General features: G+C 68.5%; 11 protein-coding genes. 6 read left to right on the forward strand and 5 right to left on the reverse strand.

The features are described from left to right. Positions 1 to 75: 75 nt before the first annotated feature. From ACFQ7Q_RS35865 to ACFQ7Q_RS35875, 3 genes are all read right to left on the reverse strand, one after another. Positions 76 to 390, reverse strand: coding sequence for a hypothetical protein (locus ACFQ7Q_RS35865; RefSeq protein ID WP_383562721.1), 315 nt, complete (start codon positions 388 to 390; stop codon positions 76 to 78). 723 nt (positions 391 to 1,113) lie between these two features. Further along, the gene (gene istB / locus ACFQ7Q_RS35870) at positions 1,114 to 1,902 is read right to left on the reverse strand and encodes an IS21-like element helper ATPase IstB (RefSeq protein ID WP_383562724.1); all 789 of its coding nucleotides are present in this window, start codon (positions 1,900 to 1,902) and stop codon (positions 1,114 to 1,116) included. Next, on the reverse strand, positions 1,899 to 3,263 hold the full coding sequence (locus tag ACFQ7Q_RS35875) for an IS21 family transposase (RefSeq protein ID WP_383562727.1): 1,365 nt from the start codon (positions 3,261 to 3,263) through the stop codon (positions 1,899 to 1,901). Before ACFQ7Q_RS35875 ends, istB begins: the two co-directional genes overlap by 4 nt. Before the next feature lie 1,083 nt (positions 3,264 to 4,346). Here ACFQ7Q_RS35875 and ACFQ7Q_RS35880 point away from each other — a divergent pair. The 5 genes from ACFQ7Q_RS35880 to ACFQ7Q_RS35900 all read left to right on the forward strand — a co-directional run bounded on the left by ACFQ7Q_RS35880 (position 4,347) and on the right by ACFQ7Q_RS35900 (position 8,312). Further along, positions 4,347 to 5,645: an SLC13 family permease gene (locus tag ACFQ7Q_RS35880; RefSeq protein WP_383562730.1), complete on the forward strand. Its 1,299-nt coding sequence runs from the start codon at positions 4,347 to 4,349 to the stop codon at positions 5,643 to 5,645. Positions 5,646 to 5,667: 22 nt separating this feature from the next. Next, positions 5,668 to 5,958: a DUF3040 domain-containing protein gene (locus tag ACFQ7Q_RS35885; RefSeq protein WP_383562732.1), complete on the forward strand. Its 291-nt coding sequence runs from the start codon at positions 5,668 to 5,670 to the stop codon at positions 5,956 to 5,958. Positions 5,959 to 6,087: 129 nt separating this feature from the next. After that, the gene (locus ACFQ7Q_RS35890; RefSeq protein WP_383562750.1) at positions 6,088 to 6,486 is read left to right on the forward strand and encodes a hypothetical protein; all 399 of its coding nucleotides are present in this window, start codon (positions 6,088 to 6,090) and stop codon (positions 6,484 to 6,486) included. After that, entirely contained in the window at positions 6,464 to 7,318 is an 855-nt protein-coding gene (locus ACFQ7Q_RS35895; protein ID WP_383562735.1) for a maleylpyruvate isomerase family mycothiol-dependent enzyme, read from the forward strand. The genes ACFQ7Q_RS35890 and ACFQ7Q_RS35895 overlap by 23 nt, the downstream gene beginning before the upstream one ends. Positions 7,319 to 7,577: 259 nt before the next feature. Then, a complete protein-coding gene (locus ACFQ7Q_RS35900; protein ID WP_383562738.1) occupies positions 7,578 to 8,312 on the forward strand; it encodes a translation initiation factor IF-2 in 735 nt (244 codons plus the stop codon). A 402-nt stretch (positions 8,313 to 8,714) separates the two neighbouring features. Here the strand turns inward: ACFQ7Q_RS35900 and ACFQ7Q_RS35905 are convergent, their stop codons facing one another. Next, positions 8,715 to 9,689, reverse strand: coding sequence for a hypothetical protein (locus tag ACFQ7Q_RS35905; protein ID WP_383562741.1), 975 nt, complete (start codon positions 9,687 to 9,689; stop codon positions 8,715 to 8,717). Positions 9,690 to 11,338: 1,649 nt separating this feature from the next. After that, the gene (locus ACFQ7Q_RS35910) at positions 11,339 to 11,557 is read right to left on the reverse strand and encodes a hypothetical protein (RefSeq protein WP_383562744.1); all 219 of its coding nucleotides are present in this window, start codon (positions 11,555 to 11,557) and stop codon (positions 11,339 to 11,341) included. A 758-nt stretch (positions 11,558 to 12,315) separates the two neighbouring features. Here ACFQ7Q_RS35910 and ACFQ7Q_RS35915 point away from each other — a divergent pair. Further along, a complete protein-coding gene (locus ACFQ7Q_RS35915; protein WP_383562747.1) occupies positions 12,316 to 12,444 on the forward strand; it encodes a hypothetical protein in 129 nt (42 codons plus the stop codon). Positions 12,445 to 12,481 lie beyond the last annotated feature (37 nt).

Raw genomic sequence — 12,481 nt, forward strand, 5'->3', positions numbered from 1 at the left:
GAGGAAGGTGGGGAGCAAAGAGCATGCGTGGGCCCCGCCGACCGTCAGGTCGGCGGGGCCCGGTGGTCGTGGACCTCAGCTGTGGGTCAATTGATCAGCCCGCACTTCGAACTCGATGCGTCCGTCGAGTGTTTCGAGTCCCCAGGGGGCGACGGAGATCTTGATCGTGTCCGCGGTGCCCGAGCTGTTGCCGCTGGCCAGGATGTCGCAGAGGATTGCCACCTCGACGGGATAGCTTGAGTCAGGGTGCAGGTCCTCACCGCTGAAGACGGGCCACTTGTCGATGAAGGTCCATTGCTGGTGGTGGGCGTCTGCGAAGCGGACTTCGACCAGGCCGGGCTGGGGTTCGTCATCGACCCATCGGACCGCTTCACAACGCAGGAAGACCATGGGCAGACTCTGCCATCACGGCCTGCGGTCGGCAGCCGGATTTCTCGGCTGCGGACCGGTCGATGGTGCTCTCACGGAGCCCTGCGGAGCGGGACGACATCGGCAAGGCCGGTGGGAACCGACGGCCGGGCAGCTTCCGGTGTCGCGAGCAGGGCGACGATGGTGACGGGCTGCTGGCAGTGGGGGCAGTTGCGGGTCGCGGTCGGCTCCAGAGGATCCCGTTCCGGGGTCTGTCGAGAAGTAGCTCGTGCTGCCGGCTTGGGTGCCGGCGGCAGCTCGGGCAGTGACGGAAGCAGGGGCGGAGCCGAGCGCGGAGCCTCCCCGAGACGACGGGCCCGATCCTCTTCCCGGGCCTGGTCACGAATGCGTTCGGCGTCCCTGCGGCAGGTCGGGGAACAGTAGACCTGCCGGACGGTCTTCGGTGAGTCGAAGGTTCCGTCACAGACGGGACAGACTCGTTCCTCCATGGAGCTCTCGTTGGCGCGAGAGGCGGTTCGGCACTCGCTGGAACAGAAGATCCGCTTGGGACTCACGTCGGTGAGGAACTCGTTCTTGCACTGCGGACACGTTCGCTGGACGGGCGTGCGGCGACGGTTGGTCTCTCGGCAGGTGGGGGAGCAGAACACCCGGCGGCTCATGCGGTCGACGACGGTGAAGACGGTCTCGCAGTGCGGGCAGCGACGGGCCATCTCGGATGGAACCTCGCTAGTCTCGGAGGTGCTGTCAGGAGACACGGGCGTTCACCCCGGCTCGGAGGGTTTCGGCCTGGTTCCGGTGGCCGCGCAGTCGGTAGGAGGGGCCGTCGATGCCGGCGACCGCGGCCCGGTGCAGGAGCCTGTCGAGCATGGCAGCGGCGACGGTGGCGTCGCCGAAGGCTCCTGCCCAGTCAGCGATACCGACGTTGGTCGTCAGGATCGTGGACGACTTCAGATACCTCTGGTTGATCACCTGGAACAAGGCGGAAGCACCGTCCTCGGGCAGGGGGAGGTAGCCCAAGTCGTCGATGACCAGCAGCTTCGGGTCGGCGAAGAAGTTCATGCAGGACTTCCAGCGGCCTTCGAGGGCGGCCTTGTGGCACCGGGCCGAGAGCTCGGCGGCGGTGGTGAAGTAGACGCGGTGCCCCGCCTCGACCGCGGCCCGGCCGAGCGCGACGGACAACATCGTCTTGCCGACCCCGGGCGGCCCGACGAACAGGACGTTGGAGGCGTCGTCGAGGAACCGCAGGGTGGCCAGATCGCGGATGAGCTTCTCATCAACACCGGGCTGGGCCGCGAAATCGAAGTCGTTCAGGGTCCAGGGCTCTGGCAGGCAGGCGAACCGGAGCCGGGCCGCCAGCCGGCGGGCCTCGGTGGCCTCGACCTCGATCTCCAGCAGACGTTCCAGGGCCGCGGTCAACGACATCCGTTCGGTGCGGGCCTGCTCCAGGACCCGGTTCAGGGCCTCGGCGGCATCGTTGAGCTTGAGATAGGACAGATGGCCTCGCAGCTGCTGGAAGCGACGTGCTTCGCTCATCTGCATCGGCGACGACGGCGTACCCACTCCTCGTTCTCCTCCTTCGGTGAGGGAACTGTCCGCAGCCGGTCGGCCACGGCGGCATAGTGGGACAGGTCGATCACGACCCGTTCGGCCGGATCCCCGGCTGCTGGAAGCCCGCGCAGACGCTCGGCCTCCGCGAGAGCTGCCGCCGAGGGCGGCCTTCGGACTTTCGTCTTGCATGGGGCCCGGTCGGAGAACGACGCGAGCACGGCTCGCTCCAGCGCGATGACGTGGCCTTCGTCCCGGACGGTCTGCCCGGATCCCCGAGGGGCCCGGCGGTGCTGGGCGATGACCGCGCGGCCCGCGGTGGCGATCCGCAGGACGTCGTCGCCCAGGCGGTTCAGCACCCTGACCTGGACTCCCGGCAGGCCGGGTGGAACGGAGTAGAAGTTGCCGTCGAACTGGACCAGGCTCTGTGGGCTGACCGTCCGCTCGACCTCCAGCTCGGCTGGGAACGGCCGCAGTGGGACGTCCAGCATCGGCTCGGCCGCGGCAAACTCACCGACTGTCGTGGCGATTCCGTCGATGCGGCGACGACGCTCGTCCATCCGGACGGCGAGTTTGTCGACGCCGGACTGGGCCTGGACGACGGTCAGCCCGTCGGGGGCCGTGCGCCACCAGCGTTGAGCGGCGGAGTGGTTGGTCTTCTCCACCATTCCCTTGCGGTTGCCGCGACGGGGCGGACAGATGTCCACGCCGACTCCGTAGTACTTCGCGACGGCGGCGAAGGAGGAGGTCATCTGCCCGCTGGAGGGATAGCAGACCGTCGCCATCCGGTCGAAGCGCCACCGGCGGGCAGTCCCGCCGAGCTTGCGTATCACCTCGTCGAGGGCCTGGACCAAGTGCGGGAAGTCCTCGGACTCCGAAAGAACCGCCCGCCACCGGCCCGAATGCGCGAGCGCGCCAACCAGCAAGTGGGCGTGCTCGCCCACTCCCCACACCTCGGGCGGGTTCGGCAGTTCAAGCCAGTCGAACTGGATCTCCTCGCCGGGCGGATGCGAAATCACCGCGACGTTCCTGCCGGTGGAGGCGTGGCATGGTTCGCAGTGCGGGCGGACTTGATAGCGGCGCAGTGCCCGGGTGAAGGTCGAGTACGCACCCTCATAGCCCAGTTCGGACACCTCGTCGAACAAGGTCGAGGCCCACAAGTGCGGGTCGTCGGCCAGTCGCTGCCGGCAGTAGGGCAGGAACGGCACGAACGCATCCGGGCCCTCGCGTCGCTGGCCAGGGATTCGCTCGCCGTTCAGATAGGCACGGATCGTCTTGCGATCTCGGCCCAAATGCCGCGCGATCGCCGAGATCGTCCATCCCTGACGACGCAGAGCGTGAGCGTCCACGTCTTCCTCTCGAGTGAGCATTCAGGCCCCCGAACAGGCCGAACTCCTAGCTCACGCAGGCTCTCCACGACACACCGACACCAGTTCGACACGCCGGAAGGATCACACAATGGATGGGGAGATCAAGAGAGCACGAATGCCCCAGCCCAGAGCGACAAGTGGGGAGATCCAAATATCCCCATCAGTGACTGGATATCGCGTTCAGCGTCGTCTTGAGTTCTGCGGCGTCCATGTCCACGTTCTACCTCACGTGCCGGACCTCCCCAAGTACTTCAAGTCGCCCGGGCAGGCGGCCGACTGCTACGGCTGTGAGCGCGCTCTGGGGGATCGCCCTTCGGTCGTCCGCGCGCATGGCACGCCCCGCCGCCAGGCGAGCGGCACCCAGGCGTGATCTGAAGACGGGCCGCATCCTGCGAACTGACGACACCACGGCCTCGGAGGCCCGCAGGGTGAAGGGTGCCTCAATGCGCTTATACGCGTGTCAAGGAGCATTGGGAACGGCCTACTTCAAAGGATCCCGCGGCCAGGAGAGGAGCTGGGGGAGGGTTGAACTTCGGATCAGGAAGCTTCCGTCGCACTCTTGATGGCCTTGAGGTGGTCATCGAACGGGACCGCGTCGATGCAGCCCGACACCAGACGGCCCCTGCGGGCCGCATGGGTGCCCTCCCGTCGGAGTCCGGCCACCACGCGGCCGACCAGGCGAGGGCTCAGACCGGTGCACGGCCTCCGCAGTGAATTCAACGGGTAATTCGAGATCCTCGCCTCCAGCCGCCTTTCACGCGTTCCTGGCTGCAAGTTGAAGCATTTCGCCGACACGCGTAGGCAATGACGGCATGCGCCTCAATGTAAAAATATGGGTGTCAGACCCGATAGCCGCTGGATGCTATCGGGGGAGATGGTGGGGTTGGGAACACCCCCACGGCTCCATCCGGCTGCTGGTATGAGGAGTGTCGCGTCGGGCTGGTGCTTTGTGTTCATGGCCACGGCACGAACGGAGTTTGCGCCGATGACTACTCCACCAGCGCCTTCACGATGCGAATCCCTCTCTTTCTCGCCGGATGAGCCGAGCGGGGTGCTTCCTCCGTGAGCATCACGGCATGGCTGACGGTGGCGGTGTTCGCCGCCGTCTATGTCCTGATCGCAACCGAGCGCGTGCATCGAGTCACCGCGGCGCTCGGGGGCGCCCTGGTGATGCTGGTGATCGGAGCGACGAGCCCCGAGCAAGCCTTCTTCTCCGACGCGACCGGCATCGACTGGAATGTCATCTTCTTGCTGCTGGGGATGATGCTGATCGTCTCCGTCCTCAAGCGGACAGGGCTGTTCGAGTTCGTGGCGATCTGGGCAGCCAAGCGGGCTCGAGGCCGTCCTTACCGGCTGATGGTGCTGCTGATCCTCGCCACTGCGTTCCTCTCCGCCTGGTTCGACAACGTCACGACTGTGCTTCTGATCGCTCCGGTCACCATCGCGGTATGCCGCGACCTGGGGTTGCCGGTCGTGCCGTATCTGATCGCCGAGGTGATGGCCTGCAACATCGGCGGCGCGGCCACCCTGATCGGCGACCCACCGAACATCATGATCGGTTCGCGGGCAGGCCTGTCGTTCAACGACTTCCTGCTCCACATGGCTCCCATCTCTGTGCTGCTGATCGCCGTGCTTGTCGCCATGTGCCGGTGGTTGTTCCGCTCCGCCTTCTCCTATGACCCGAAGCGTGCGGCCACGATCATGGCGATGCGCGAGCGGGACGCCATCACAGACGGCAGGACACTGGCGGTCAGCGGTGTCGTGGTCGCGACCGTGATGACCGGCTTCGTTCTGCACACCGCCCTGCATCTGGAGCCCTCGGTCGTGGCGATCGCCGGCGGCCTGGTACTCCTTGCCGTCTCTCGGTTGAACACGAGGGCGGTCGTGGCCGACGTCGAGTGGGAGACGCTGGCCTTCTTCACCGGCCTGTTCGTCATGGTCGGTGCGATGGTGCAGACCGGGATCATCACCGACATCGGTGAGGCAGCCGCCCGGGCCACCGAGGGCCAGTTGTTCGGGGCGTCGATGGCCTTGCTGTTCGGATCCGTCATCCCCTCCGCCTTCATAGACAACATCCCGTTCGTCGCCTCGGTCAGCCCGATCGTCTCCGAGATCGTCGCCTCCTCCGGCGGAACGGAAAGGGCGAGCGTCCTCTGGTGGTCGTTCGCCCTGGGAGCGGACCTCGGCGGCAACGCGACGATCATCGCGTCCTCTGCCAACGTCGTCGTCGTGGGAATCGCCGACCGCAGCGGACACCACATCTCCTTCTGGCAGTTCAGCCGCTACGGCCTGGTCGTCACCGCCGTCACGATCACGGTCGCAGGCCTGTACGTCTGGCTGCGCTACTTCGCGCTCGCCTGACCACCGAAGGGAGTTGACAGCAATGGGCGCATCCGACGACGAGAGGATCGCCGACCTGGAAGCCCGACTGTGGCATGACGATCCCCGTTTTGCCCGTGGCTTGGGCAAAGGCCGCCCCAGACGGCCCCGTGAGTACCGCCGCGGCCGGGCATGGCTGGCCATGGCCCTCGCGCTGGCCGCCATCGTCGCCGGAGCCCTCGTGCCACACGGACTGCTGCTGGCGACCGGCCTGGTCGTGGCCGCGGCGGCGGTGAACCTCCTCGATACGCGACGGCGCAGCCTCCACGGACGCAGGCACGAGGGCCCGCCGTGACCTTGCAGCAGCTGTATGTGGTCCTGCTTGTCGTCGGCACGGTGCTCATGCCCAGCATCGCCGCAGCCCGCAGCCCGCAGCCCGCAGCCCGCAGCCCGCAGCCCGCGCCGCGCATCGGCCTGCCCCAGCTTGCTGTACTTCCTCGCCGTCGGCGTGAATGCAGGCGAGGAAGTGATCGGCATCGAGTTCGACGACGCGCCGCCCGCGCAGTCCCTGGGCCCCACCGGCCTCGCGAGCATCCTCGTCGAAGGCGGCTTGATTACCCACCGGCCGGGCGTCAGGCGACTGCCGACGCCCACCGGCGTGTTGGCCACCGGGCCCGCCGGAGATCGAGCTGCCGCACGACTTCCACGTCCGAGGGGAACCCTGAGAGCCGTTCGTCACGGGGAGCCGGCCCGTGGCCGGGACCCGATCGAGGTCGAGCAGCGGGAGTCGGCGCAGAGCACTATCGCCACGAGCTACCCGACGGTAATCTGCGAGCCCGTCCGCACGATGGGGGAGTGGCATGGGCGCCGACCGGGGATTTGATCCCGTAACCGAGCACGAGAAGGCCCGCGCCGCATTGAGGGCCGCGATCCCACGACTTGTTCGGCTGCTGCGCGACCTCCCTGACCGAGACGCGCCCTCCGGTGTTCCCGTGTGGACGGTAGGCGACGTCGGTGCGCACCTGGCGGCGGTGTATCTCGGTCTCTGCTCCACGGTCTCCCCTGACGAGACCGTGGACTGGGACAGCATCCTGCCGCCGGGCGACGGGCCGTTCATCGAACGGGTCACGGCGATGAACGCCACGTCCATCAAACTCTTCACGGGCGACGACCGCGCTCGCCTCGACGACTTCGTCGCCGAACGAGGCGAGGCGTTTCTGCGGGTCACCGAGGGCCTCGCACCTGACACCCCCATCGTCGTGCCCTGGTACGGGCAGGAGATCACGCTGGCGACAGCGACCGGCCTGATGCTCAGCGAGACCCTCGTACACGGACTCGACATCGCGCGCGGCGCCCGACTTCCGTGGCCGATCGGCCCGGACGAAGCGAGCCTGGTGCTCGGGCAGTCGATGCCGACGATGATGACACTGGCCCTGAACAAGGAGAAGGCGCGAAGCGTCAGCATCGCCTTCGATCTCGTGGTCAAGGGCGGTCCGCGGTTGGCGATCGTCGTCGACGACGGGGCGGTGACGGTGACCCGTGACGCACCGCCGCGCGCCTACGACTGCAGGATCACGGCGACGCCGACCGCGTTCCTGCTGGTCTCCTTCCGGCGCACCCCGATCTGGAAGGCCATTGGGCGGGGCCAGATGCGAGCCGGCGGCCGCAAACCGTGGCTCGCCATGCAGCTCGGTGAACTCATCGGCACCCCCTGACCCGTAGAGCACATCCGCCCTACAGAGCGCCAGGCAACGCCAGGCAACGCCGACAGACCGCCGGCAGCGGCGCCGCCAAGACGAGTGTCCGCGGCTTCGCCGCCCCCGGACGACGGTCGCGATCGAGGCGTACACCCCACCGCCCGCACCCAACGGGACGGGCATGACTGATTGTCACATCGGCTGAGTACGATCACCTACGCCGGTCTGAGTACGCGAGCGGGTGCCCGCCCGCGCGCGGCACCGGAAAGGTGAACGCATGCGCCGACTACTGCTGCTCGCCCCGCTGTTGCTGCTCACCGTCGGCTGCGGGGTGATGGAGAACTCCGAGGGCGAAGCGACGAACGCCGCCCGAGAGGTGGCCAGGAAAGCGGGCGAGCGGCTCTACGGCCAGCGTCCGCGCACGGGGGAAGAGGTCGGGCGCTCCGCTTCCGGAATCGATGGGGTGGAGGTACTGCGAGTGACGGGCACCTCGACACACGACGGGGACGGCATCGACGTCGTCGTCCGCACGTCCGGCTCGGCGTACAACCGATTGTTCGACCCTCAAGAGATCGTCGTCCAGCGCTGCTTCGCCGTGCGCGTATCGCCCAAGTCAGAGTGGGGTGAGGATCCCCGTGACGTGGACTGCCCGGATGGCCCTGCGCTGACCTTCGCCCCGCCACCCCCACCGCCCCGGCTGCCGTACGAGGAACTCCGCACGAAGCTTCCGCGGGTGCCGAAGGGCGGCCAGGTGGACGAGGCCGAGGTGCGCCGCACGCTCGCCGGTCTGGACCTGAATCCGGCGATCCGTACCGAGGTGAAGACGGACGGCGGCCGGGTCGGCGTTCTCCTGTCGGTGAAGGGCAACGGCTTCGATGCACAGGACTGCCTCCTTGCCCGCGTGGGTCCCGGCGCCACCGAGGTGTGGGTGCCGTCCCGGATCCAGCGGATGCCCGGAGAGGGAGGCTGCACCGTCGGCAACGCCCTGGACCCGTTGCCGCCACCTCACTGAGTGGGATGCCTGCCGGCGAAGCTGAACGTTCTCAGCCGTCTCGCCTACACACTCCCGTCCCGGAACCCAGGCCCCGCCTGCGTCTGATCGGCAACGCCCGTCCCGGCCGGTCCGTCTCGCTCGCTCACTCCGACGGCAGGCACGGCCGGCTGCAAGCGCCGGTGAACCGCCGACGCGACGCTCAACACCTGGTCGCCGGACGTGGTGACGTGACGATCTCGATCTCCGCGCATCCGGCAGGGCGGCCAGGTATGCGCACTCGTCCGTGAGGACGAGGCCCACGACCTGAGCCGCCGCGCGTCGAAGGTTCTCATCAGCGCTCATTGCCAGCCGAAGTGATGAGCCGCTGCGCCGTCCAGCGGGAGTCGGTGGCCCTTCGGCATGTGACCCAATGGCAGCGGCTCAGATGTGCTGGGGTTGGTCGTCCCGAGTGGAGAGAAGCTCGCGTGTGGTGAAAGCCGGGGCCGGGCTGATGGCGGGGTTGGTGAGACGGGTGTACACGTCCCGCCATGCATGGGTGTTGTCACCGAGCCTCTCGGCCACGAGCCGGGTGACCTCTTCCAAGGCGACGTGCACCTCCTCGGGAGCATCCGAGCGGCGGCGGGCGCGGCCCAGGTAGCTCAGCACGACCGCTGCCGGGACGGCGTCATGGACGAGGTCCCTGCCGGTCAGCTCACCGGTCCTCAGTAGATGGTCCAGCAGGGCGTCCACGGGGCCGCGGGTGGAGCCGTTGATGCCGTACCGGGCGCGGGCCAGGGTCAGTTCACGACCCAGCGGAGCGTCGTGCGCCGACAGCCGGTGGAGGTGCGCGGCGTTGCGGGCCTTGAAGGCATGCGGAGCCGTGGGGTGGCGGACGACATGTTCCCACGCAGGGATGGGTTCTTTGGCGTGCTCGGCCTCGAGTGACTCCCACACGGGGGTGCCTGGGGTGTTGTCGAGGATGTCGAGGATCTGCGTATGCATGTGCGCCCTGCGCAGTCGTTTTGCGAGGCGGTCGGGCGCCAGTTCCTTCTCGGTGCGGGCCGCGAGGACCGAGGCCGGATCGCTGGTCGCCAGGGCCTTCTGGCACAGGCGTGTGGCGGCGGCTCCGAGCAGTCCGCTTTCGACCAGCGCGGCCAGTCGTCGAGGCCCGCCGTAGCGCAGGAGGTTGAGGCTGCCGACGAGCTGCTGGGCCAGGGTGAGGTGCTTGCCGGCCCTGTCGAAGACGAGCTCGATGAGTGTCGGTTCGGCCGACTCGAGCCATGGCGTGCGCCCGCCGGGGAGTTCGGCGATGGGATCGGCGCGCAGGGTGGCGACGAGGCGTGATGTCAGCGTGTGAGGGCGGGTCGTCCGGTAGCGGGGCGGTGCCGGGCGCGGCCAGCGATCGCAACAGGTCAATTGCGCCGAGGGCTGCGCGCGCCTGCTCGCCGACCGGTGCCGGGTCCGGCTCCTCAGGGACGGTTGCTGCAGACGCAGACGCAGACGCAGACGCCTCGCCGAGGGGCTCTTCGTGGCCCGTTGTCGAGTGGGGGGTGGCCTCCGCGTCGACGAGGTCGGCTTGCGCCGCTGAGGTATGCCCGGAGCCGCGTCGTACGACTACGGGTGGGATGGCCTCCGGCAGCTGGGCGCTCGCGCGGTGTCGGGCGCTGCCCGTGTCCGTGCGGCTGGGCGTCGGCTGGGCGACGACCGCATTCCGCGCCGCCTCTGTCCCAGCCTCCCGAACGGCCGCGGTCAGTGTGCCGGGATAGTCGGGAAGGTTCCGTATCAGTGTTTCCAAGCCATGCGGACGGGCTGCCAGATGGTCCTGGTACAGCGCGGCGAGCAAGTTCCTGACCGCACCGACGTCCAGGTTTCGGTCTGCCACGGCGCGAAGCGCTTCCACAGCTCGGGCTGCCGGCCGGGCCGTCGTCACCAGTTCCACGGGGTCGAGCAGTCCCGCCTCGACCACGCCGACGGCCCAGTCAGCGGCCGCGTCGGCCAGCTGCTCCTCGGCCAGACGGCGGCTCGGCGGGGTGATGTTGCCGGCGATGCGGCCCCCGGGCCGCCATCGATCATTGAGTAGGGTCAGCCGGAACTCGGCGCGCTCGGCGTCAGTGGCATCCTCGTGGCGGACCATCTCCTCCGCCGCCTTCGGCATGAAGGGCGTTGTCCGGTTGGCAGCGGCCAGCGCGCGGAAGTCGTGTGTGTACGGCTCGTTGAGAAGGTCGCGCAGGGTGCTGGTGCCACGGGTGACGCCGAGGAGGCGCGGAAGGGAGGTCGGGTCTTCGTACGGCTCGCCTCCGGAGCGCAGTCGAACCGCGGTGTGGGGTGCTTGGAGTGCGTCGGCGACCTCGGCGCGGATCTCCGGGTGAACGTGCGACGTGACTGCGGGGTCGGCGAGCATGGTGCGTACGGCATCGGCGCCCTGGCACTCCAGGACCCGCAGCAGGGCGTGGCGCTGCGCCACCTTGCGTACCCCCCAGGCCAGCGCCCGGGCGACCAGGGTTGGATCCCCGCTGACGAGCAGTGGCGCGGTCCGGCTGCGTGATGCAGCTCCGGCCGACGCCAGCAGCTCCGCCCTGAGTACGTCCTCCAGGGTGACTCGGCCCTCCGCGTGGGCATGGACGACCGCGCGACGCAGGGAAGGCGTGCAGCGGTTGTTGCGGTAGACGGCCGCGTTCACGTCCGGGTCGTCCGCGGCGACCAGCTGCTTGAGGACCCTCGCGTCGATCCGGGGGTGTCGGGCCAGCGCGGTGCGGGCCCGGCTGTCGCCGTGGACAACAACGGCGGAGGTCAGTGACGGGCCAGGCAGGGAGCCGCCGGCGAGGATCGTCTCCACCGTCCGCTGCGGCAGCGCGGTGAGAGCGGCCGCCGCGTGTGCGGGTGCGGCCTGCTCCAGAAGCAGCGTCATCGTGTCGCAGACCGACCTCGGTGGGAGCCGCTCCACCGTACCGGCCGGCTCGGGTAGCGCGGCGAGTAGCGCCGGCAGTGTGTGAGGTGAAGTGGCGAGCGCGTCGTGGAGCCGGCGCCAACGCGCTGCGGACCCGGCGAGGTGGCGCTCCGTCAGTTCACTCAGCAGCACGGTGACGGCACCCGTCGGCGGCAGGCTGCCACCGAGGTCGCGTGCCAGGCTCCGAGCGGGACGTCGACCGGACCCGCTCGACGGCCAGGCTGTCGTCGAACTCGCCTGTCGCGATCACCGCGCTCTCGGTCGTCAGGCCGCCTGTGCCGAGCAACTCGACGATCAGGCGGCGCAGTTCGGTCGGAGCCGTGGAGGTACCGGACATTGCCCCTCTTCCTCCTTGCGGTCACGTGTCTGGCAGCGAGGAGCATTCCAGCACGCGGCACTGACAATGCCGCGTCGCGGGGCCGACGGCAGGCGCCGGATTGGTTCCCAGGATGGCCTGCCGGCGGGGGCAGGGGGAGGATGGACGGCCGATGTTGGACCCGGACCGTGCGGCCTTCTTGCGTACGTGGCACGACCGCCTGCCTGCCTGCCTGCCTGCCTGCCTGTCCGGCCGGAGGATCTTCCGTGGCAGGGTCGGCGGCCCATCCCCGCTGCCCGCCGATGCGCTCGACGAGGGGTCAGGGTTCGTCGGGGTCACCCGAACGGTAATGCCCAGATCCCGCTAAGAGGTCTTGAACGGTGCGGGTTACGTCGGGCTGTGACGGCTGCCGTGGTCCGCGCTGTGCCGGGAGGCTGAGGTGTCCCGATGGTGGTGGGGCGAGGGCTGAGGAACGAGCTCGGCGCGAGCAAGTCCGGCTCGGGATTGATCGGCTATTCAGAGTCATTGCGGCCGCTGCGGGTCATGGAGGGTCTAGGTCCGACCGTCATCGGTCGCTGGGGTTGAGGTACTTCGTTGCGGTGCGGCCGTGGCGACCTGTGGGGGTTTCGTAGCCGTCAACTCGCGAGCTTGAACGTGTTCAAATTCTATGCCAGGCTGCGAAACACGTCTTGATCTCCCGAGTCGCGCACGCGACCTGTAGAAACTGCTGGAGGTGGAGTGTGTTGCGTTCCTGCCGGACCGCGCTGGTGCTCCTTGCCATGGCTCTCGCACTCACAGCCTGCGGCAGGATCTGGAACCGGCCGCCGCCCGAGGGTGAATCCGTCGTGCTGAAGCCGGCCGAACTCGCGGCCACATGGACCGACGCCGATGGCGGCACCCTGCGCTGAAGCCAGATGGAACTTCCGACCAGAGATCTTTAGCAGC

The organism is Streptomyces sp. NPDC056527, from assembly GCF_042794475.1.
GTDB lineage: Bacteria > Actinomycetota > Actinomycetes > Streptomycetales > Streptomycetaceae > Streptomyces.

Coding starts and splice junctions, on each gene's coding strand:
- ACFQ7Q_RS35895 (WP_383562735.1), top strand. CDS start 6,464: ATGGGCGCCGACCGGGGATTTGATCCCGTAACCGAGCACGAGAAGGCC.
- ACFQ7Q_RS35865 (WP_383562721.1), bottom strand. CDS start 390: ATGGTCTTCCTGCGTTGTGAAGCGGTCCGATGGGTCGATGACGAACCC.
- ACFQ7Q_RS35910 (WP_383562744.1), bottom strand. CDS start 11,557: ATGTCCGGTACCTCCACGGCTCCGACCGAACTGCGCCGCCTGATCGTC.
- ACFQ7Q_RS35885 (WP_383562732.1), top strand. CDS start 5,668: ATGGGCGCATCCGACGACGAGAGGATCGCCGACCTGGAAGCCCGACTG.
- ACFQ7Q_RS35900 (WP_383562738.1), top strand. CDS start 7,578: ATGCGCCGACTACTGCTGCTCGCCCCGCTGTTGCTGCTCACCGTCGGC.
- istB (WP_383562724.1), bottom strand. CDS start 1,902: ATGAGCGAAGCACGTCGCTTCCAGCAGCTGCGAGGCCATCTGTCCTAT.
- ACFQ7Q_RS35915 (WP_383562747.1), top strand. CDS start 12,316: ATGGCTCTCGCACTCACAGCCTGCGGCAGGATCTGGAACCGGCCGCCG.